This window comes from Okeania hirsuta, assembly GCF_003838195.1.
Classification (GTDB): Bacteria; Cyanobacteriota; Cyanobacteriia; order Cyanobacteriales; family Microcoleaceae; genus Okeania; species Okeania hirsuta.
In genome coordinates, this window is sequence record NZ_RCBY01000022.1 from 39367 (window position 1) to 60461 (window position 21095).

General features: G+C 37.4%; 11 protein-coding genes and 1 pseudogene. 6 read left to right on the forward strand and 6 right to left on the reverse strand.

Annotated elements, in window-relative coordinates:
- Positions 1-615 precede the first annotated feature (615 nt).
- The 3 genes from D5R40_RS06190 to D5R40_RS06200 all read right to left on the reverse strand — a co-directional run bounded on the left by D5R40_RS06190 (position 616) and on the right by D5R40_RS06200 (position 2659).
- Positions 616-1017, reverse strand: a complete 402-nt coding sequence (locus D5R40_RS06190) for an alr0857 family protein (protein WP_124144711.1) — start codon at positions 1015-1017, stop codon at positions 616-618.
- Positions 1018-1582: 565 nt separating this feature from the next.
- Positions 1583-2098: an HNH endonuclease gene (locus D5R40_RS06195; RefSeq protein ID WP_124144710.1), complete on the reverse strand. Its 516-nt coding sequence runs from the start codon at positions 2096-2098 to the stop codon at positions 1583-1585.
- Positions 2099-2407: 309 nt separating this feature from the next.
- Positions 2408-2659, reverse strand: a complete 252-nt coding sequence (locus D5R40_RS06200) for a hypothetical protein (protein WP_124144709.1) — start codon at positions 2657-2659, stop codon at positions 2408-2410.
- A gap of 98 nt (positions 2660-2757) precedes the next feature.
- Between D5R40_RS06200 and D5R40_RS06205 the strand changes: the two genes are divergently transcribed.
- The 6 genes and pseudogenes from D5R40_RS06205 (at position 2758) to D5R40_RS06230 (ending at position 10620) form a co-directional block, all read left to right on the forward strand.
- Entirely contained in the window at positions 2758-3093 is a 336-nt protein-coding gene (locus D5R40_RS06205; RefSeq protein ID WP_124144708.1) for a ribbon-helix-helix domain-containing protein, read from the forward strand.
- Positions 3094-4242: 1149 nt separating this feature from the next.
- On the forward strand, positions 4243-5184 hold the full coding sequence (locus tag D5R40_RS06210) for a DUF3768 domain-containing protein (protein WP_124144707.1): 942 nt from the start codon (positions 4243-4245) through the stop codon (positions 5182-5184).
- 439 nt (positions 5185-5623) lie between these two features.
- On the forward strand, positions 5624-6730 hold the full coding sequence (locus D5R40_RS06215) for an aldo/keto reductase (RefSeq protein ID WP_124144706.1): 1107 nt from the start codon (positions 5624-5626) through the stop codon (positions 6728-6730).
- Positions 6731-7378: 648 nt separating this feature from the next.
- A complete protein-coding gene (locus D5R40_RS06220) occupies positions 7379-7957 on the forward strand; it encodes a TetR/AcrR family transcriptional regulator (RefSeq protein ID WP_124144705.1) in 579 nt (192 codons plus the stop codon).
- Between the two features lie 446 nt (positions 7958-8403).
- Positions 8404-9864 (forward strand): annotated as a pseudogene (gene tnpC / locus D5R40_RS06225) (IS66 family transposase).
- A 114-nt stretch (positions 9865-9978) separates the two neighbouring features.
- The gene (locus D5R40_RS06230; protein WP_124144704.1) at positions 9979-10620 is read left to right on the forward strand and encodes a peroxiredoxin-like family protein; all 642 of its coding nucleotides are present in this window, start codon (positions 9979-9981) and stop codon (positions 10618-10620) included.
- A 310-nt stretch (positions 10621-10930) separates the two neighbouring features.
- On the opposite strand, the gene D5R40_RS06235 is transcribed toward D5R40_RS06230, so the two are convergent.
- The 3 genes from D5R40_RS06235 to D5R40_RS06245 all read right to left on the reverse strand — a co-directional run bounded on the left by D5R40_RS06235 (position 10931) and on the right by D5R40_RS06245 (position 20970).
- Positions 10931-14032, reverse strand: a complete 3102-nt coding sequence (locus D5R40_RS06235; protein WP_124144703.1) for an efflux RND transporter permease subunit — start codon at positions 14030-14032, stop codon at positions 10931-10933.
- Positions 14033-14614: 582 nt separating this feature from the next.
- The gene (locus D5R40_RS06240) at positions 14615-17737 is read right to left on the reverse strand and encodes an efflux RND transporter permease subunit (protein WP_124144702.1); all 3123 of its coding nucleotides are present in this window, start codon (positions 17735-17737) and stop codon (positions 14615-14617) included.
- Between the two features lie 278 nt (positions 17738-18015).
- Positions 18016-20970, reverse strand: coding sequence for a CHAT domain-containing tetratricopeptide repeat protein (locus D5R40_RS06245; RefSeq protein WP_124154372.1), 2955 nt, complete (start codon positions 20968-20970; stop codon positions 18016-18018).
- Positions 20971-21095 lie beyond the last annotated feature (125 nt).

Genomic DNA, 21095 nt, shown 5'->3' on the forward strand with positions numbered 1-21095 from the left:
ATGTGAATATTGGAGGTGATATTAACGTAAATACTAAGTTGTAGCTTGATTAAATAGAGGATTTTTTACTTTTAGCTACAAGAATAACATCATATACTATGTACAAATTATGATACCAAATCGCTGAAAAAACGCAAGTGCGTGAAATATTTTGTAATAATTTGGGGAAAATCGTATCTTGTTTGATTAAAATAAATAATTTTAATTACTGACGCGATAAGTTAAATCTATAGTTTATCCCTCTTGTCTAATTTTTAATTTGAAACTACTTTTGGATAATTAGCGATCGCATTCCTGACAAAAAAGAGAATATTGCCTGAAATTCTTGTAGAGATGTTCCATGGAGCATCCCTACATTATTACTTATATAGAACCCCTGAGTGGGAGCTTTGCACGCGGTATATGCTTTTGGTTGCAGTCCTCAGTCATCATAAGTTGTGGAAATTCAGGAACGAGAATAGGGGAAAAAGCTAATGCGACCCCGCGCCACCCGATAACGTAAGTAGGTAGAAAAATTCTCTCATCTCCCCATCTCCCCATCTCCCCATCCCCCCATCTCCTCCTCTATTTTTAAATAGATACCAAATGGGTTCTATATATTGCCTATTGACAATTTCAACAATCACTGGCTTCCTGACTCACTGATGCATTTGCCTCAGTCGCTTGCCACAACTTAAAAAGTAACAATTCAATCCGATCGCTCAACGCAGTAATAAAAATCCCATTCTCATATTCTGGATCTACTGTTATCCAAGTTCCTCCTAAACTAACTTCCACAAACTCATCATCAGCAACACAAAAGGCAATATCTTCTCCACCCTCCTTTTGCATAGCCATCTCCAACATCGACAACTCAGGTAAATTTACAGGTAGCAAAAAAGCTGCAGAACTTGGTTCAACTACAATTTTTTGACCAACTCGCATAGCCAAGATTACCCGCAGTGCTATCAACTGTTCGGGAGATTGAGCCAAACGCTCCATATAAAAGCCAGATTCAGTATAAGTTAACTTTAGCATTCCCGGTGGTCTCTCCTTTTTTAATTGGAAGAGCTTCGGATGTTATTGAGTAATTACAGCAGTTTTCTAGTGCATGAGGTACAAAGTTTTATTGCTCTAGGCAACAAGCAACAGGCAACAGGCAACAGGGAATATAGGAATAAATAAATCTTATAACTGTACCTCACTACCCTCAAAAGTACTGTAATCTATAACTCAAAACTCAAAACTCTTTGCAGTTATTGAAATTAGTTTTGTTAGGAACATCTGGCGCAAATACCGTTTCACGGAAGTTAAAAGTCAAAAGTCAAAATACCGTTTCACGGAAGTCAAAAGTCAAAAGTCAAAAGTTAGATTTTATAGACTCCAAACTTTGCTGCCACAGTAATTTCAGGAAATTATTTCACTTATGTAATTTGAAACTATTTTTGACATCTTTAAAGTGAAAGTGAACTGATATAGGATATTATTTTGACTATTTTCTGCTCAAAATAACGACATCAAAATTTAGCTCTAGTTACTTCCTAGAACTAACGAAACTTATAGACAACTTTTTAGGTCTGCTTCAGTAAAAAAATAAGAGCTTCTAAACCTCGTGTTGTCGTTCGCGCCAGAACTGTTCAGCAAATGCAATAGTCGGATGTATTGGTGTTTTCGGTTGGTGTGATAATTTCATCCCTGCTTCAGCAGGAGTACGATTACCTTTCATTGCATTGCACCTTTCGCAAGCCGTAACTACATTATCCCAACTATGTTTACCACCCCTAGACCGAGGAATAACATGATCTAAGGTGAGACGTTTAGTAGCCCCGCAATATTGGCAACGATGATGATCCCTCTTTAACACTTCCCTGCGGTTGACTGGAGGAACTTTCCACACCCGTTCTTGGGAGGCCATCGTTAGGCGAATTTGTTCCGGCACATATAAGACCAAACTAGGAGAACGCACAGCCCAGCCACTACCATTATCAAAATTTAGAGGTTCAGCTTTGCCAGTCACCAGCAGAGCGATCGCCCGCTTGATATTTACGCGGGTCATGGGTAAGTAGTTCTGAGAAAATACGACTACAGATTGGTTTAATACTTGAGTCATGCTGGTCACTGCTTTACCTCCTAAATTTAAAATTTTAGATTTTTTATAGCAACTGGTTTTTCAATTAATTAGCTATTAGCACTTCAGCACTTCAGTACTTCAGCCTAAAAATTTGTGAATATAATTAGGTATCTGTTTACGGAGCAGTCTGCGCCAAGCTGACCGCTGATTGCTGAACTACTGAAATGCTTAATGCTTTTTAATTGTCCGAATTCAAAAATTAATTTTATTTTTATATTTCCCGGTCCTATTTAAAACTAACAACCCCTGCTTCTACTTATTCGGAAGCGGGGGCTAGAAAAAAGATTTTTATACCTTTTAGTCTGACTTATGTACAGATTTTTTTGGTCTGTACCTCCCGCTTCTGAGAAATTGATTTGACCTAATGTTTGGCCCTTCAATCTGAAAAATATGATTAAATTTTTCGAGTAGCTCCAAACCTCCATAATCAATGCCAAAGTCATTTCCATTACATAATATTTCTCCCAACATCAGCCATGAAATAGTCCTACAACCTTCAAATAGGTTGTTTTCTGACAGAGGGATGGCTTGAATAAATGAATAGTTCACAGGAAGGCTCTCAAAAAGTTGGGTTTCAAATCTAACCTTTTTTATACTACACTAATATTACAGAGATGTCTACCTAAAAATTAAGGAGAAAAAAAATCATGTACACAATTCCTAGAACTTCAACTACTGATATGGAAGTTACTAGCATCCGTTTGGAAAGGGAGTTAAAGGATAGGTTGAAAAGACTGGCTAATAATAAGGGCTATCAAGCTTTGATTCGAGATATCCTCTGGAACTATGTCCAGCAAAAGTCTGGAGATTATCGGCCACAGTTTTCCCATTCGGATATTCGAGCTAGTCTTCCTGCAACGGCCCAACAGGAGGAACGATGTGTGCTTACTGGCAAAGTGATACGAGCAAATGAATCGATGTTATTAGGACTTACGAATAATGGTGATATGGTGCCCCTCAGTATAGATAGTATGGATGATTAACTAAATTTTATATTGGTGATGGGCGATGGGCAATTGAGAAGTATAAAAGATGACGATGCCCAAATTTATTTATTTGTCTGTTTGCCCATCACCTCTGTAAGTTGGGAGTGGGGAAGTAGGGGAGTAGGGGAGTGAGGGAGTGAGGGAGTAGGGGAGTGAGGAGAAAGATAGGGAGTAGGGAGTAGGGAGTAGGGAGTAGGGAGAAAGAATTAATTTGTCAATAGCTACAATTACTCAAGTACTTATCACGAATTATTTAGGATTGCTAGATCGCCAATCTATTAAGAAGTAAGCATTTCCTGCGGACTGCTGCGCAAACAGCTATTAGCTGTCAGCTTTCAGCAATGAGATCCCAATCTTAAAGAGGGAGTAGAAATTAATATAGACTTTAAAGTCAGCTTTTGTAGTCAGATTTAATTCTGACTTAATTAATAAAGCTTTGATCTAAAACTAAAAAATAGCTGATAGCTGATAGCTGATAGCTGATAGCTTACATTAAGAAAATATAGATTTTTTTTGAAACATTACTTACTTATCCCAGTAAGTTTTTGGCTAAAGATAATTGCCAAAAACTTTTTTATCTTAGTTTATCAAAAATTATATATCAAACAAATAAGTTAAAAATAGTTATATGCAAATAATCATAAAATCAATTAATAAATACCATGATTTATAAATGATTAAATGAAATTGTAGTTATAAGTTTTAGCTATGTATAAAAATATCAAGTTTTAAGTTGTGTTACTGACCTAAATCAACCAAATAAATTTGAACCCATATTTTTCCAAAATTTTCATATTTTTCATCTACCATCGACTGTGTAATACTTAATACCTACACTAAGAGAAAATTTTACTACTTCAACTAAGTTCATCAACAGGAACTTCTGGCCAAAACACTCAACATAGAGTCAGGTAGAAAACTGGTCATCATAAAATCTAGTAGCCAAAATCAACTGAAATCTTAATTAATTTTTTTACTTTCTTCTTTCTTCTGTAGTTAAGCTATTATAAAATTTAAGAAGTAAATTGCTATTCTATAGTTTATTTCAAGTGCCAATCAAAGTCGAAAAATTAAGGCACAGTTAATGTTAACTATAAAAATATGGAAGCTTAAAAAAATCTTTAAAATCAAACTATTATAGAAAAAATGAGCAGAAATAAACAACTCTTAAATCAACGTAAACAATGCCATGAATCTCAACCAGATGATTTTTTGAAGATATTTAGTCAGTCTCCAGTAGGTACGTCAACTTGGAATTGGATTTTAACTAGTTCTCGTTCTGGAACAAATCAAATTTTTTTACCTCTGTCTACAGGAAAAGGGTTAACAACAGATTATGAACCATTATTTTTATTAAAAGTGTCTCCTGGGAAAAGTTGGAGTTTAGAAAGTTCTGTAAAGGTTACTGCTAAAGCAGGAGTTTTCATCACAAAAGTAGGTTCTGTATTTGTTGCACCACTATATGTACTTTTCAGGTTATCTGGAAATGATTATATTTATCACATCTGGATTAATCATTATGGTGGAGATATTTTACCTTCTCCTCTATATAAACTGCAAAAAATGCCATATTTAACTCTACTGTTAATAGAAGATAAACCTCAGCCCGAAAGAGCCATAAAAATTGAGAATCAAATAAATTGGTCAAGTTTAATAACAAAAATTGAATCAGTTTCATGTTGGGATAGAAGTGTCTTTGAGAAATTCAATTCTTTAGTATATTCTGCTCAAGAATTGTGGAATAGAACTACAGAAGAACAAGTTAAAAAAACAACAATAGCTAAGTTAAACGATCGCTTTAGAAATGGGGATAAAAGTTTAGGAGATTACAAAATGAGTAGGCAAGTATTAGCATTACCCAGAAAAAAGCAAAAACAACTATTTAAAGAAATTCAAGATTTTTCTAATTTTACGTCAGAAAACGATCCTAAAGGTGAACATAATGGGGGTAAAGTTATCATGGATGATGTAGAATACGTTTGGAAAATTGACTATCTAGATACAAGTATGATTATGCTGTCAGATGCACCAGAAGATATCAATAAAACTACCAGAGTATTATTGGTAATACGAGCTGATGAATATTAGACATCTCTAGAAAAGAGGGAGTAGGCAGTAGGCAGTAGGCAGTAGGCAGTAGGGAGAAAAAATTGATAATTTCTGTGTGATAATTGATTTGATTTTTGATTTTTGGAGATGTCTATTAGACATCAGTCAGAAGTCATAAGTCAGGAGGGAAGAAAGAATAAGAAATGAGGAATAGAAGGAGAAAGTTTTTTTGTTTAGCTGGCGCACAACGCACGTTAGACACACTTGGTAGCGAACTCGGTGTGAGGCAACAGTGGGAAATATTTTTCCCTGTCTCAGGTTCATTATTCAGTTTATTTCCTCACCAATTATTTCCCGTGCCATCAATAAATTTAGGGGCTTATTTTTGCGTTTAATTGATGGATAACATAGATTTTTTAATAAATGCAAAACAGTATTCAAGATATTAATAACTGAAAAAAAATCAAGGAATAAAATAGTGATTTCAGGAAAAGCAACAATAGCAGCAACTAAGTCTTATGCTCAACTCCATCAAACAGAATGTCCTCAAAAACACTTCCGAGAAATTAATAGCTTAATAATGAGTTCAATAGGTATCGGCACATATCTTGGAACATCAGATGCCACAACAGATAATTTAGTCACAGAAGCAATTATTAAATCGGTAGAAAGCGGAATAAATTTAATAGATACTGCTATTAATTATCGGTCTCAACATGGAGAAATGAGTGTTAAAGCAGCTCTTGTTCATTTAATAGAATCACAAACAGTATCGAGAGCAGAATTAATTATTTGTTCCAAGGGCGGTTTTATTCCTAACCGAGAAAGAGAAAAATGGTTTAAACAAGAGTATGTAGATAACTCCAAATTTAATGTTCAAATGACAGATATGGTGGCAGGAATTCACTGTATGCACCCAGAATATATTCAAGACCAACTAGAGCGCAGCTTAATAAACTTGGGAGTGGAAACCATTGATATTTATTATTTACATAATCCAGAAACTCAACTGGGAATTATTCCTCCGGATGAATTTTATCGTCGTCTGAAAGCTGTTTTTGCAGTGTTAGAAAAAGCTGCTGATGCTGGCAAAATAACTGCTTATGGAATAGCTACTTGGCAAGGTTTTCGAGTGCCACCAACAGATGCAAAACACATAGACTTAGCTAAAGCAAAATCTATTGCGCAAGAAGTAGCAGGTGGAAAAAGCGATCGCTTTCAATTTATTCAACTGCCAGTAAATTTGACAATGCCAGAAGCATTTATCACTCCTACTCAACCTGTAGACGGCAAAATTTTACCTGCCATTACCGCAGCAAACCAATTGGGTATTAATGCGATCGCTAGTGCGTCCATCGCCCAAGCTAAAAACCTCATGCAACTTCCCCAAAACATTATTCATTACCTTGGCGAAAATCTGAAAACAGATGCAGTACGCGCTCTCCAATTTACTCGCAGTGTGCCTGGTTTATCTTCGGCCTTAGTTGGCATGAAATCTCCTAACCATGTAGCAGAAAATCTGGCTTTAACTAGCATTCCTCCATTAGATGCTGAGGACTTTGCCCAGTTAGGAGTAAGGGAGTAAGGGAGTGGGGGCAGGGCTGTTTTAAAGTATTGTATATTAAAGATGCGCGGGAGAACAGGAGATTATGGGATAGTGGAACCTTCAAGAATTTAGAATTTAGAATTTAGAATTACCTCTTCTTTTCAAGGAGAGGATTGACGAACAGGAAAATTTTCATTTATTATCCCCGATCAAGGGGAGGCTTTAAACCAAAATATTTCGGTAAAATTTGCCAAAATTTGCTGATTTTTGAGCCAATAAGCGTCTTTAAGCTCTGAGAGAATATTTGGTTCAACGCCGCTTAAAAGCCTCCATCCCCGTGTCTGGTGTGTCTCCGCGTCCCCGTGTCTATCGAGAATGAAACAGCCCTGCTGGGGGAGTGGGGGGAGATGGGGAGATGAGGTACACCTCGAAGCGAGCAAGATGCTCGCACTAGGAACATTTAATTTTTCATATCTGTACTTCCTTCATATACTTGGAATGTGCTTTATATCATGTCCGGATAATTAGTAGACATCTTATTCGTAACATTCTTTTTTCAAAATGGTATAATTCTAAATTCTAAATTCTAAATTCTAAATTCTAAATTCTAAATTCTAAATTATTAATACTTGACTAATCATTCCAGAATTGCTATCTTAAAAATATGAGCAGTTAAAATCAAAGGTAATGGGCAGGCAGAAAGAGTTCAATAGGGATGAAGTATTAATGAAGGCAATGCAAACCTTCTGGTGTTATGGCTATGAGGGGACTTCCATACAAACCTTAGTTGATAAGATGGGTATCAACCGAGGCAGTCTTTATGATACTTTTGGCGATAAGCAATCTCTGTTTCAAGAAGCGATCGCCTATTACGACTCTAGACTTGTAGCACCTATGATTACTAAGCTAGAGGCCTATGATGCTTCTAAACAAACCATTGTAGATATCTTTTATGGTATGATTGATTCTGCAGTAACAGATGAAGATCATAAAGGCTGCTTAATTACAAACACTGCTGTTGAACTTGGTGGCAATAACCCAGACAGTGCTAAACAAATTGCTGCCAAGATCCAACAGATTGAAAATGCACTTACAAAAGCTTTAACTACAGCTCAAGAGAAAGGTGAAATTAGTCAGAAACATAACTGCACTACCGTAGCCAGATTTCTTACTTGTTGCTTACAAGGTTTACGGGTAATTTCTAAAGTTAATCCTGACCGAAAAGCATTACAAGATATAGCTAGAATGGCTCTTTCTGTTTTATAACAGGCAACAGGCAACAGGCAACAGCTCATCTGGGGGAAAACATTTCCCTGTCTGAGGTTCATTATCACTCTATATCCTAAGTAACTTGTTCGTTGCTATAGATTAATTTACCGACTTTTAATTTTTTGGCATTGGTGATTTGAGGTATGATATCATGTCCGGGTAAGAGGTCGATAGAACTCCTTTCTGCGCTCCGTGTTAAAGTTTGCGCCCTTCATTCCGATAGGATGCGTTGTGCGCCAGCAAACAAAAAACTTTCTCCTTCTATTCCTCTTTCTTCTTTCTTTCCTCCTGACTCCTGATTCCTGTACCTCGCCAATCCGACGGCTCCCCTTACCTGACGTAAGGATTCAGGTATAATGGCGATCGCAGTGTGAATTCTCAGAAGAAAAATTCAAGACTCACGGTTCCCTTGACAAAAAAACAAACCTTGGTAAAGTAAAAGCATGAGTCAATCACAGCGCCCAGTAAATCGTAAACGCCTCAACCAGTTGTCAAAGGAAGAACTGGTAGAAATGTTGTTGACTCAACAAAAACTGATAGAGAAACTGCAAAAACAAATTGATAAATTAGAACAGAATCAAAACCTAGACAGTAAGAACTCCTCCAAACCCCCATCAACCGATCTACTGAAAAAATCGGAAAAAACCAAACCAAAAGAAGAGTCTCTAAGTTCCTCAGAAAAGAAGAGGCGACCAGGAGGACAAATAGGCCATGAGGGTAAGACTCGCAAAGGGTTTTCTAGAATAGACAGAATAGAAATATTGCAACACTCTGTTTGTAGTCATTGTGGTCAAGCAGAATTTTTAGATGAGAGTGTGGAAGTAGAAACTCAACAAGTAGCCCAACTGGTGGACAAACCTATTGAAATCATAGAGTACCATCGCCACAAGTGTCAATGTCTGAGGTGTGGTACAGTCACATCAGCACCTTGGTCTGAAGATATGATACCAGGGCAAGATTTGGGGGTAAAGTTACAAGCTTTCCTAGGATGGTTGGGAAACTATGGACATTTACCCTATGAAAAACAACAAGAAATGTTATGGGAATTAGGGAAAATTGAGATTGGCTTAGGGACTTTAGTGAACACCAATCAAAGGTTAGAGCAAGCAATTAAACCTCATGTAGAAGAACTCTCAGAATGGGTGAAAATAGAACAACCTTCAATTCATGTAGATGAAACACCTTGGCCAGTAAAAGGAGTGAAGGAATGGTTGTGGGTGTTTACCAATCAAGATTTTTGTTTATTCCGGGCTTCCGATACCAGAGGACGTGCCGAACTGGAATCTCAGTTGGGGCATAAATATGCTGGTGTTCTCAGTAGTGATGATCTGAGTGTTTATAATGGCTATCCAGTGCAAGCCCAACAGAAGTGTTTAGCTCATCTACGATGTCATTTTCAACGATTAATTCAACTACCAGGTAAGTTGAATCAAGAGATAGGAAAAACTTTTAAAGAGTTAATTGATGAAGGATTTGAACATTATAGTATCTGGCAAAAGAACCAAGAACGGGCTATTTATGATGAGTGGGCGATTGGATTTAAAAACAAAGTAGAATTAGCTCTCAAACAATGGAGTCATAAAGCAGGCTATGAAGCAGGGAAACTGTTACGAACTTTGAAATTGAAAGCAGACCAATGGTGGTATTTTCTACTTCACCCAGAGATTCCTCCTGATAATAATCTAGCAGAACGTTCATGACGGTTGGCAATCACCAAACGAAAAGTTAGTGGTGGTTCCAGAAGTATGGAAAGATTTCAACACACAGCTAATTTATTAACTGTGGTACAAACCTGTCGTCGCCAGGGGCGTTCTGTGATTGAATTCTTTGAACAGTCTCTAGTGGACAGCGTTGTAGGCGATCCCTCATCAACTCTTTCTCTTATTCCTATTTTGCATACCTGAATCCTTACTACCTGACTCCTCAGTAATTAAGATTAATATCATACCCTAATTTACCAACGCCAATTTTTTTTGCCTTAATTGGAACAATCATTCTAAATAATAGGAGAAAATCCCATGGAATTAACCAAAAACTTACAACAACTCCAAGCTGAAATACAAGCCCAACTACCAGAAGATGCAAAGGAAAAAATGAATAAAGCGGTAGTTGATTTAGCTAACTCCGATATTGTTGACAATAGCTTAAAAGTAGGGGAAAAAGTTCCTAACTTTAGCTTGCCAAATGCAGTAGGTAAAATAGTAGAATTAAATTCATTACTTGTAGAAAGTCCTGTAGTAATTTCCTTTTATCGTGGCGGATGGTGTCCTTATTGCAATATGGAATTAAGAGGTTTACAAAAGTATTTGCCACAAATCACAGAATTAGGAGCAAAATTAATCGCAATTTCTCCAGAAACGCCAGACAACTCTCTTTCCACAACAGAGAAAAACGAATTAACTTTTGAAGTCTTAAGCGATAGGGGAAATCAAGTTGCTAAAGAATTTGGTTTAGTATTTCAACTTCCCGAAGAATTACGCCCAATATATCAAAGTTTTGGCATTGACTTACCAGCTTACAACGGTGATGAAAGTTTTGAATTACCAATTCCTGCCACTTATGTAGTTGCCTCAGATGGTACAATTATTCATGCTTTTGTTAACCCAGATTATACACAACGTCTCGACCCAGAAGAGATTATTAATGTGCTAAATAATTAGGAGTCAGGAGTCAGGAGTCAGGAGTCAGGAAAGAAGAAGGAAGAAGGAAGAAGGAAGAAGGAAGAGGGGATAAATATTGAAAAAAAGGGAAAAACGATAGATATAAATATCTAATACCAATTTGATAAATGTTTGCTACAAATAGCTAGGGTATTTCGTAAGAATTTCCTACGGAATGCTCCGCAAACAGAATTGCCGACGGAATGCTCCGCAAACAGGAGTCAGAATTAGAGGTACAGTTTTAAGATTAATCTTTTTTTCCCTACTCCCCCGCTACCTCACTCCCCCGCTCCCCCGCTCCCCTACTCCCCTAATCCCTACTCCCTAAAGTCTCAAAATTAGCCATCAATAAATACGAACAGGGAACAAGGTAGAGAGCAACGAGCGTTGCACCACCAACACCACCGGCGATCGCTATCGCCAAAGGAGGCCAAAAGTCACCACCTTGTACTAACAAAGGAACAAACCCGATCATTGTGGTTAAAGTTGTCGCAACCACATGACGAGTGGAACACATAACAACTTGACGCATAGCTCGACGGTTGCCTGTAGATGCTTTGGGATCTTCCAGGATAGCAGCTAAAACTACTACTGAATCATTAATGGCAACTCCCACTAAACCAAATGTTCCGATCAGACTCATAAAACCAAAGGGATAACCAAATAACCATAAACTGAAAAATCCTAAACCAATGGCACAAATGGCGACTCCCCCAATAATGGCAGTTGCTCGGAAGGAATTTAAGGATAAAACTAAAATTGAAGTTGCTAACAACAACACTAAAGGTACTGTAGCAAACAAATTTGCTTCAGTTTCGCCTTGTTTTTCTGACTCTCCAGCAACTTGCAACCAATACCCGGATGGTAACTCAAAGTTTGAATCATTCAACTTTTGTTGCCACTCCTGCAAAACTTGAGAAGGTAAAACCCCGGCAGCAACAAAACCTTGAATTGAATTTATCCGTCTGCCATTATGTCTTTTAATAAGAGAAAATTCTGGCTTTAATTCTACTTTTGCTAAAGCTGAAAGGGGTATTGTATCAGTTGCACTAAATCGGTTTTTATTGAGACTGGAACCAGTCGGTTGTAAGTCTAGAGATGTAATTTGACTAATGTTTCCCCGTTGAGCATTCGATACTCGCACCCGCACTGGTAATTCTTCGGTATCTTCAATAATTGAACCTCCTAACTTTCCCTCTAACAAGGTCTCCAACTGTTGTGAAACAGTAGCATGATCTAATCCTGCTAAACGAACTTCTTCCTCATTCACTTGTAGTTGTAGTTGGGGTCGAATTTCGCTTAAAGTGTCGCGGGTGTGAGTTACGTTAGGAATTTGAACTAAGATATTTCTTGCTTGTTCTCCTAATTCTTGTAGACGATTTAAGTTAGGACCATAAATTCTCATTTCTACTGGTGCGTCAAAAGGAGGTCCTTGTTCTAATTGTCGAATCAAAACTTGAGCTTCAGGAAATGCGGTATCAACTTCTGCTTGGAGTGCATTAACAAATTCTGGTTTAGCAATTAAATTTAACTGTAAAATTCCTTGAGCATAATTTGGGTCTTGTCTACCTGATGCTAAGTTATAGTAATACCGAGGAGAACTACGTCCTAAAAACCACTGTATTTCTTCAATTTCTGGATGTTTTAACATTATGTTTCTGACTTCTATAGCTGTATTTTTAGTTTTTTCAATGGAGCTTAGACCAGGTAGTTCTAATTCTATTTGTAGTTGATTTCTTTCTGCTAGAGGAAAGAATTGTCGGGGGAGACTGCTAACTTGAATGAAACCAGTTATCGGTAAAATTAAACTTAATAATATTCCTAACCATGGACTGCTAAATACACTTCTTAGACTGACTTTGTAAAGTTGATTTAAAGATGAATTTACAAACCCAGTTTGCCACCATTTTCGTTGAATATAATGCGAATAATAATGATATAGTTTGCCTGCTAAACCAGAACCTATAGTTAGAGAAAATATTAAAGAAGAAATAACAGCTAAAATCACACTAATGCCAAGACCACCAACAAATTCTCCACCGTAACCAGGCATTAAAACAATTGGTAAAAATGCTATAGCTGTAGTTAAAGTTGATGCAGTTAATGGCAGGAATAAATGATTAACTGCATTATTTATAGCAGTTTCAGCGCTCAATCCAGAAACCATATTTTTAGTAATTCTATCAACAACAATAATTGCTGTATCAATCAATAATCCTAAAGCTACAATTAATCCAACTATTGAGATTTGATTTACAGAAACATTCAGAAGCTTCATTATCCCTAAAACCATACAACTTGATAAGGGTAATGCTAAACTCACAACAGTTGCAGATTTCCAACCCATTAAAAATAATGTAATTCCAAATATCAGTATCCCACTCATTAACAGATTTAACATCAGACTTTTGAAACGAGCTTGAATATAATTATTTTGATTAAAAATTATCTCAAGTTTTAGACCTTGACCAAGCTCTTGCCGGAATTTTTCTATGGCTGCTTCTGCCGATTTTGCCCAAAGGTCTATTTGATAATTTGATTCTACAAATATAGCTAAAGTAGAAGCCGGAAGACCATTAATTAATGCTAGTTCATTTGCTGGTTCAGCAATTGTTTTTCTGACTTCAGCAATGTCGCCAAGTAGAGTGAATTGCCCTTGTTTACTAAAGCTAATTGGAATATTTATAATCCGCTCTAGGGAATCTAAATCTGCATCAACTTCTAGAAGTAAATCATTATTTTTGCTACGAAATTGACCGGAAGAAACTTTAGCATCACTTTGTTTAATTTGGGCTGATAATTGTTGGGGTGTGAGACCAATACTAGCTAACTGAGCTGCATCAATCTCTACTAATATTTCTTCTTGAGGATTACCAATTGTGGCGATTTTTTCTGTTCCTGGTAATGCTAATAATTTATCTTTTAATAATTCAGATAAACGACTAAGAAGTGCATAATTTGGCTTTGTATCTTGTTCCCAAGTTAAAGCAGCAATCATGGCATAAGCTTTAATTTTAAGTTCTTCTAATTGTGGTTTACTTGCACCAATAGGTAGTTGAGTTGTAACTTGATTTAATCGGTCTCTAATTCTTAACCAAACTGTATCGGCGTTTGTTTTTTTAACTGAATCTAATAATTCAATACTAATAGTTGAAGTTCCTACCTTAGAAGTTGAAATTGTCATTCTAATTTCTTCAATTTCAGATAGTTCTGTTTCTATTTTTTCTGTGATTAATGTTTCTATTTGTTCTGCATCTGCTCCCGGCCAAAAAGTTGTAATGACTGCAACGCGGGAAGTTAATTGTGGGTCTTCAAGTCGTGGCAATGTTAAAAAAGATGATACTCCCCAGACCACAATAATTAGTATGGTTAGTATTAATAATCGCAAGTTCCGATAAAATAAGGTAGCCATTTCAGTTATAAGTTATCAGTGATCGGTTTTTCTGCTCTCAACAAAATCTATGGAGCATCTTGCACCCGCTATTTCCCAAAAATTCCCAATGTCCCCACATTTTCTACACTTCCCACAGTACTCCTTATTATAGCAAATCTAAAAATTATTGCTACATATCCTTGAAAGTACGGAGTAGTGAGTATGGTTCAAAGACATAAGATATCTTGTTTTAGTGCCGAGAATCGTTGCAAAAATCACTGAACCATTATTATTACTTAATAATACCAAATCCGCCTAATTGCACATAGATCCAATAACGTCATAATCAGGATTTTAAACTATTAGACAATAATAAAAAATAAAATCAATTGTTCTACATAAATTATCAATTATTTATCCTTAACCCCTGCTTCCTACTCTCTACTCTCTCTTTTCTAGGTCTATTGATTGTGAGGTTATTTAACCGGATTTTATATAACTAGACATCTCCAAAAATTAAAAATAAAATCAATTCTTATCCAGAAATTATTAATTATTCTTCTCTGTTCCCTGTTCCCTCTTTTCTGGAGATGTCTACTGAAGTTTTTATGAAGTATAGCATTATTTTGGGGAATTGGTATTACTTCTACCAAAATTCGCCAGAAGTAAATACGAACAGGGAACAAGATAAAGAGCTACCAACGTTGAACCGCCAACACCACCAGCGATCGCTATAGCTAGAGGAGGCCAAAAACTACCGCCTCCTAACAATAAGGGCACAAACCCAATCATTGTAGTTAAGGTTGTAGCAATTACATGACGAGTGGAACGTAGGACTACTTTTCGGGTAGCTCGACGGTTGCCTTGAGATGCTTCTGGGTCTTCCAGGATGGCAGCCATAACTACAACTGAGTCGTTAATGGCAATTCCCACTAAACCAAATGTGCCGATCAGACTCATAAACCCAAAGGGATAGCCAAATAACCATAAACTAAAAAATCCTAATCCTACAGCACAAATAGCAACTAAACCAATTATGGAAGCTGCTCGGAATGAATTTAAGGATAACACCAAAATTGAGGCTGACAATACTAATATAACTGGGAGAGTTGAGAAAAGATTTCCTTGAGCATTGCCTTGTTGTTCTGCCTCTCCAGCAATTTCAGACCAGTACCCAGATGGTATTTCAAAATCTGCATCATTTAACTTTTGCTGCCATTTTGTGAAAATTTCTGAAGGTAAAACCCCAGCAGCGAGAAAACCTTGAATTGAGTTTACTCTTCTACCGTTACGCCTTTTAATGACTGAAAATTGTGGTTCTAATTCTACTTCTGCTAAAGCTGATAGAGGTATTGTGTCAGTTGCATTCAGGCGATTTTGATTGAGACTGGAACCAGTCGGTTGTAAATCTAGGGATTTAATTTGGTTAAAGTCTCCTCTTTGAGTATTTGATACTCGCACCCGCACTGGTAATTCTTCAACACCTTCGAGGATAGAACCTCCTAAATTTCCCTCTAGTAAAGTATCTAACTGTTCCGAAACAGTAGCGCGATCTAGTCCTGCTAAACGAATCTCTTCTTCATCCACTAACAGTTTTAGTTGAGGTCGAACATCGTTTAAGGTGCTGCGGGTATGAGTTACTTTCGGAGTTTGAGCTAATAGCGCTCTTGCTTGTTCTCCTATTTGTTGTAGACGGTTTAAGTTGGGACCATAAATTCGTAGTTCCACTGGTGCATCAAAAGGAGGTCCCTGTTCCAATAGTCGCACTAAAATTTGAGCTTTAGGAAATGCGCTATCAACTTCTGCTTGAATTCTGTTAACTAATTCTGGTTTAGCGATCGTATTTAGCTGCAAAAATCCTTGAGCATAATTGAGATACCGTTCTTTACCTGCTTTTAAGTTGTAGTAATACCTGGGCGAACTACGGGCTAAAAACCACTGTAATTCATCAATTTCTGGGTGCTTTAAAATTAGCTCTCGGACTTGTAGAGCAGTATTTCTTGTTTTTTCAATTGAGGTGAGAGCCGGCAATTCTAATTCAATTTGTACTTGGTCTCTATCTACTTGAGGAAAGAATTGTTGGGGCAGAGTTCCTAGCTGAACTATACCAGTTATTGGCAAAATTAAACCTAATAATATTCCTAACAAAGGAGAACTATATACACTGCGTAAACTTAGTTGATAAATTTGAGTTAAATAAGAATTTGAAAATCCCGTTTTCCACCATGGCTGTTTAGTTTTTTGCCAGGAATTACGGTCTGGATTGTGGTATAATTTTGCTGTTATTGCTGAACTGATTGTAATTGATATTAATAGTGAATAAAGAACAGCTAAAATCACACTAATACCAATACTACCAACAAATTCTCCAGAAGGACCAGGCATAATTGCAATTGGTAAAAACGCCAGAGCTGTAGTTAAAGTTGATGCCATTAAAGGCATAAATAAATGATGAATTGCTTTAGTAATTGCTACTTCTGATTTTAGACCTGAAGCTATACCTTGACTAACTTCATCAACCACAATAATTGCTGTATCAATTAATAGCCCTAAAGCTACAATTATTCCAGTTATTGACATTTGATGTAGAGGTATATCTAACAATCCCATCGAACCTAACACCATACAAGTTGATAGAGGTAGGGCTAAACCAACAACAATTGCAGATTTCCAACCCATTAAAAAGACTGTAATTGCAAATACTAGAAAGCCACTAATAAACAAATTTAAAATCAGACTATCTAGACGATTTTCAATATAATTACTTTGATTAAAAATCATCTCTAGTTTCAGACCTTTGCCTAGTTGTTCGCGGAATTTATCAATTTCTGTTTCTGCTGTTTTTGCCCAAAGGTCTATTTGATAATCTGATTCGACAAATACCCCTAATGCAGCAGCAGGACGACCATTAATTAATGTTAATTCTCTGGGCGGTTTAATAATAGTTTTCCTCACCTCAGCAATGTCGCCAAGGAGAGCAAATTGTCCTTGTTCGCTAAAATTAATTGGAATACTCCGAATCCTTTCTAAAGAATCTAAATCTGATTCTATTTCTAATAGTAAATCATTATTTTGACTGCGCATTATACCTGCTGAAACCTTAGCATCGCTCTGTTGAATTTGCGTTGATAATTGTTGAGGTGTTAACCCAATACTAGCTAACTGAACCTGGTCAATTTCTACGATAATTTCTTCATTTTGCTTGCCAAAAATATCAACCTTTTCTGTACCCGATAATCCCAAAAATTCATCTTTCAACAGTTCAGATAAACGGTTAATAATTGCATAATTCGGTTCGCTATCTTGTTCCCAAATTAAAGCTGCAATCAAAGCATAAGCCTTAACTTCTACCTCCTCTAGTCGTGGTGGACTCGCACCCACAGGTAATTCAGGAGCAGCTCTATTTAATCGCTCTCTAATTCTTAACCAAACCGCATCAGCATCTGCCTCTTCAACGGAGTCTAACAGTTCAATATCGATAATCGAACTACCCGCTCTAGAGTCTGATTCGTAGGTTTTAATTTCCTCAATTTCAGATAATTCTTCCTCTATTTTTTCCGTAACTAACGCCTCTACTCGTTCAGCATCAGCTCCAGGTAAAAAAGTTGTGACAAACGCTTGACGAGAAACTAATTCAGGGTCTTCAAGTCGTGGCAATGTGAAAAAAGCTGAAATTCCCCAGGTGAGAATTACCAATATTGCCAGGATTAATAATCTAAAGTTTCGATAAAATAAAGTAGTCATTTTCAGTTATCAGTTATAAATAGGGAGGAGTCAGGAGACAGGAGACAGGAGTCAGGAGACAGGAGACAGGAGACAGGAGACAGGAGACAGGAGACAGGAGACAGGAGACAGGAGACAGGAGAAAGAAGTATTTTCATCACTTAGGGAGGAGTCAGGAGACAGGAGACAGGAGACAGGAGACAGAAGTATTTTCATCACTAATTATCTGGAGATGATATTACAGCTAGGGAGGAGTGGCGTACCTCTCGCCTGATGGAATTTGCTGTATCAGTTCTAAACTATCTTGAATCATATTCCCCCTGCAACGTAAATGCTCCCCAATAATAAGGACTTATCTCAGTCTCTAACATCTGCAATTGAGCTGCCCGCAATGCCTCCACAGGTGATAATCTCTGGTCTAACATTCCTTGATAAAACTGCGACATTAAATCTGCTGTTCTAGAATCATCAACAACCCACAACGAACCTACTACCCGTTTTGCCCCTGCATACATGAATATCTTTGTCAAACCTACCAAACCTTCTCCTTTAATATCCTTCCCTAAAGCTGTTTGACACGCACTCAATACTACTAATTCTGCTGGTAAGTTAAGATTAAAAATATCATTCAGTCGGAGGAAACCGTTTTGCCAGTTGCCGTTTTTATCCACTAACGACATGACAACCCCTGACAATTCTGGTTGCTTACCGTTAGCAAAACCGTGAGTGGCAAAATGTACAATCTGATATTGGGCTAATTCCTGACTGGTTGCTATTTCTCTGTTGGCCTGAAAATCAAAAGCTTGAGTGCGTTCCGACTCTGGTATTAAAGCCATAATTGCTTCTGCTTCAGTGCGAGTACCTGGAAGTCTATCCCATCTAATACCAACATCTCTAGCAGCCCTATCTAATTGTTGTGCCTCTAGGGGGAAAGCTCGACTCCGAGATTCTGCTGTAGATATTGTGGTAGTTTTACCTGTAAACCTAGCATCATCAGGGCTAAATACTGGGTCGGCAATAATAGCCACTTTCTTCGGGGCAAGTTTCCGAGATTTTGTACTATTGCGGATATTTGCAATAGTAGTAACTGAAGGGAGATTTACTATTTCGTGGTTAACTATTAAAGGTTGATAACCATCACTTTCTTGATCGGTATTTGGTATTGATAAGACGGAAAAAGGAATTTCTTGTAAGAAGCGATCGGCAACTATTAATAAACGTTTTTTGTTTAATTTATCGGTAACTGGTTTGATCAGAATTTCTGTCAGCTCATCGGCAGCACTATCAACTTTTGCTATGTCGTTGCGTTCTCGTGGACTTGTTATTCTCACCATCAACTCTATAGCAGCATTTTTGATTTTTGCTTGGGGAGGAAGTTGATAACTGTGGATGCTATCTTTGGTGACTGCCCATAAATAGCTGCTTTCTTCACCCAGGGAATATTGTAGAAGTAAGGTGTTGTCATCTAATACTTGTTGTTGAACTTCCTTGAGAGTGAGGGGTTGAGGTTCAGTTAGAGCTGCATAATTTGGGCTGGTGGTACGAATTTTGATGCGTAACTGGTTGTATTCATCTATGAGTTGGTCTCTTGTTTGTTCGATGTTGGCTTTTTGTTCGCAGGTGTATTCTCCACTAAGGAGTTTGATGCGTTGGGTTTCGATGGCATTGAGTTGTTGTTGCAGCTCTGTTTCTGCCATTGCTAGTTTGGGATCTATTCCTTGGCGGATATTGACACTAGCTTCGTTGAGGAGTTCGAGGAAAGCACGGGCGCGACTGCGTTCACTGGCGTAAAAGGCTTTAGCATCGTGACCTTGGTTTGGATTTTGTTTGTGGAGTTCCATGAGTAAGTCGATGTAGAATTCATATCTATCCTGGACGGTGGCGAAGTAGGAGGCGCGGAGTTCAACACTAGCAATTTTGGTACGGAGGTCTTCAATTATTTCTAGGGATTTTTCTATGAAAGTTAGACTTTCAGTGAGTTTGCCTTGGTCTCGTTTGAGCCAAGCGATATTAAAAAGAGTGCCTGCTTCCCCATCCCGATCGCCTACTTGCCGTCTTATAGGTAATGCTTGATTTAAGTAATTAAGTGCTGTTTGTTTTTCTCCTAAGCTATTGTAGACACTGCCAATATTATTGAGAGTGCTTGCTTCCCCATCCTGATCGCCTACTTGCTGATATATAGGTAATGCTTGATTTAAGTAATTAAAAGCTGTTTGTTTTTCTCCTAAGCTATTGTAGACAAGGCCAATATTATTGAGAGTGCTTGCTTCCCCACGGCGATCGCCTACTTGCTGATATATAGGTAATGCTTGATTTAAGTAATTAAGTGCTGTTTGTTTTTCTCCTAAGCTATTGTAGACACTGCCAATATTATTGAGAGTGCTTGCTTCCCCATCCTGATCGCCTACTTGCTGATATATAGGTAATGCTTGATTTAAGTAATTAAGTGCTGTTTGTTTGTCTCCTAAGCTATTGTAGACACTGCCAATACTTATGAGAGTGGTTGCTTTCCCACGGTGATCACCTACTTGCTGATATATAGGCAATGCTTGATTTAAGTAATTAAAAGCTTTTTGTTTTTCTCCTAAGCTATCGTAGACACTGCCAATACTTGTAAGAGTGGTTGCTTCCCCACGGAGATCGTCTACTTGTCGTTTTATAGGTAATGCTTGATTTAAGTAATTAAGAGCTGTTTGTTTTTCTCCTAAGCTATTGTAGACAAGGCCAATATTATTGAGAGTGCTTGCTTCCCCACGGAGATCGCCTACTTGCCGTCTTATAGGTAATGCTTGATTTAAGTAATTAAGAGCTGTTTGTTTTTCTCCTAAGCTATTGTAGACAAGGCCAATATTATTGAGAGTGCTTGCTTCCCCACGGCGATCGCCTACTTGCTGATATATAGGTAATGCTTGATTTAAGTAATTGAGTGCTGTTTGTTTTTCTCCTAAGCTATCGTAGACATAACCGATCCAAACGAGTGTAACTGCTTCCCTCCTCAAGTTACCTATTTTCCTAAATAGTAATAGCGCTTCTTCCCATTTAGCGATGGCTTGCTTCCGAGATTCTGCTGTACCTTGCTTATACAGTTTCATTACTTCATCAAAGACTTTTTCTGCTTCAGCATCAGGGTTGGTTTGAGCAGCAACTTCTCCCTTATTCACAATACTTGGCAACATTAGGAGAGGGAAACTCACACTAAATAATATCAGACTATTAATAGTGAGAATAGACAACCATCGTACCGGAGAAACCATAGATATTATCCCTTTCTAAGCAATTAGAAAACTTCATATTAATATACTTCCTGTTTCAAGAAAGATATGCAGTATCCAGTAGGTTGGGTTAAGCGTCGGAGCGCAACCCAACAATTCTAACTCTT

What these genes read in the sequence shown, in the direction of transcription:
- D5R40_RS06190 (WP_124144711.1), bottom strand. Translation starts at nt 1,017, where the DNA reads ATGCTAAAGTTAACTTATACTGAATCTGGCTTTTATATGGAGCGTTTG.
- D5R40_RS06205 (WP_124144708.1), top strand. Translation starts at nt 2,758, where the DNA reads ATGTACACAATTCCTAGAACTTCAACTACTGATATGGAAGTTACTAGC.
- D5R40_RS06240 (WP_124144702.1), bottom strand. Translation starts at nt 17,737, where the DNA reads ATGACTACTTTATTTTATCGAAACTTTAGATTATTAATCCTGGCAATA.
- D5R40_RS06235 (WP_124144703.1), bottom strand. Translation starts at nt 14,032, where the DNA reads ATGGCTACCTTATTTTATCGGAACTTGCGATTATTAATACTAACCATA.
- D5R40_RS06245 (WP_124154372.1), bottom strand. Translation starts at nt 20,970, where the DNA reads ATGGTTTCTCCGGTACGATGGTTGTCTATTCTCACTATTAATAGTCTG.
- D5R40_RS06230 (WP_124144704.1), top strand. Translation starts at nt 9,979, where the DNA reads ATGGAATTAACCAAAAACTTACAACAACTCCAAGCTGAAATACAAGCC.
- D5R40_RS06220 (WP_124144705.1), top strand. Translation starts at nt 7,379, where the DNA reads ATGGGCAGGCAGAAAGAGTTCAATAGGGATGAAGTATTAATGAAGGCA.
- D5R40_RS06210 (WP_124144707.1), top strand. Translation starts at nt 4,243, where the DNA reads ATGAGCAGAAATAAACAACTCTTAAATCAACGTAAACAATGCCATGAA.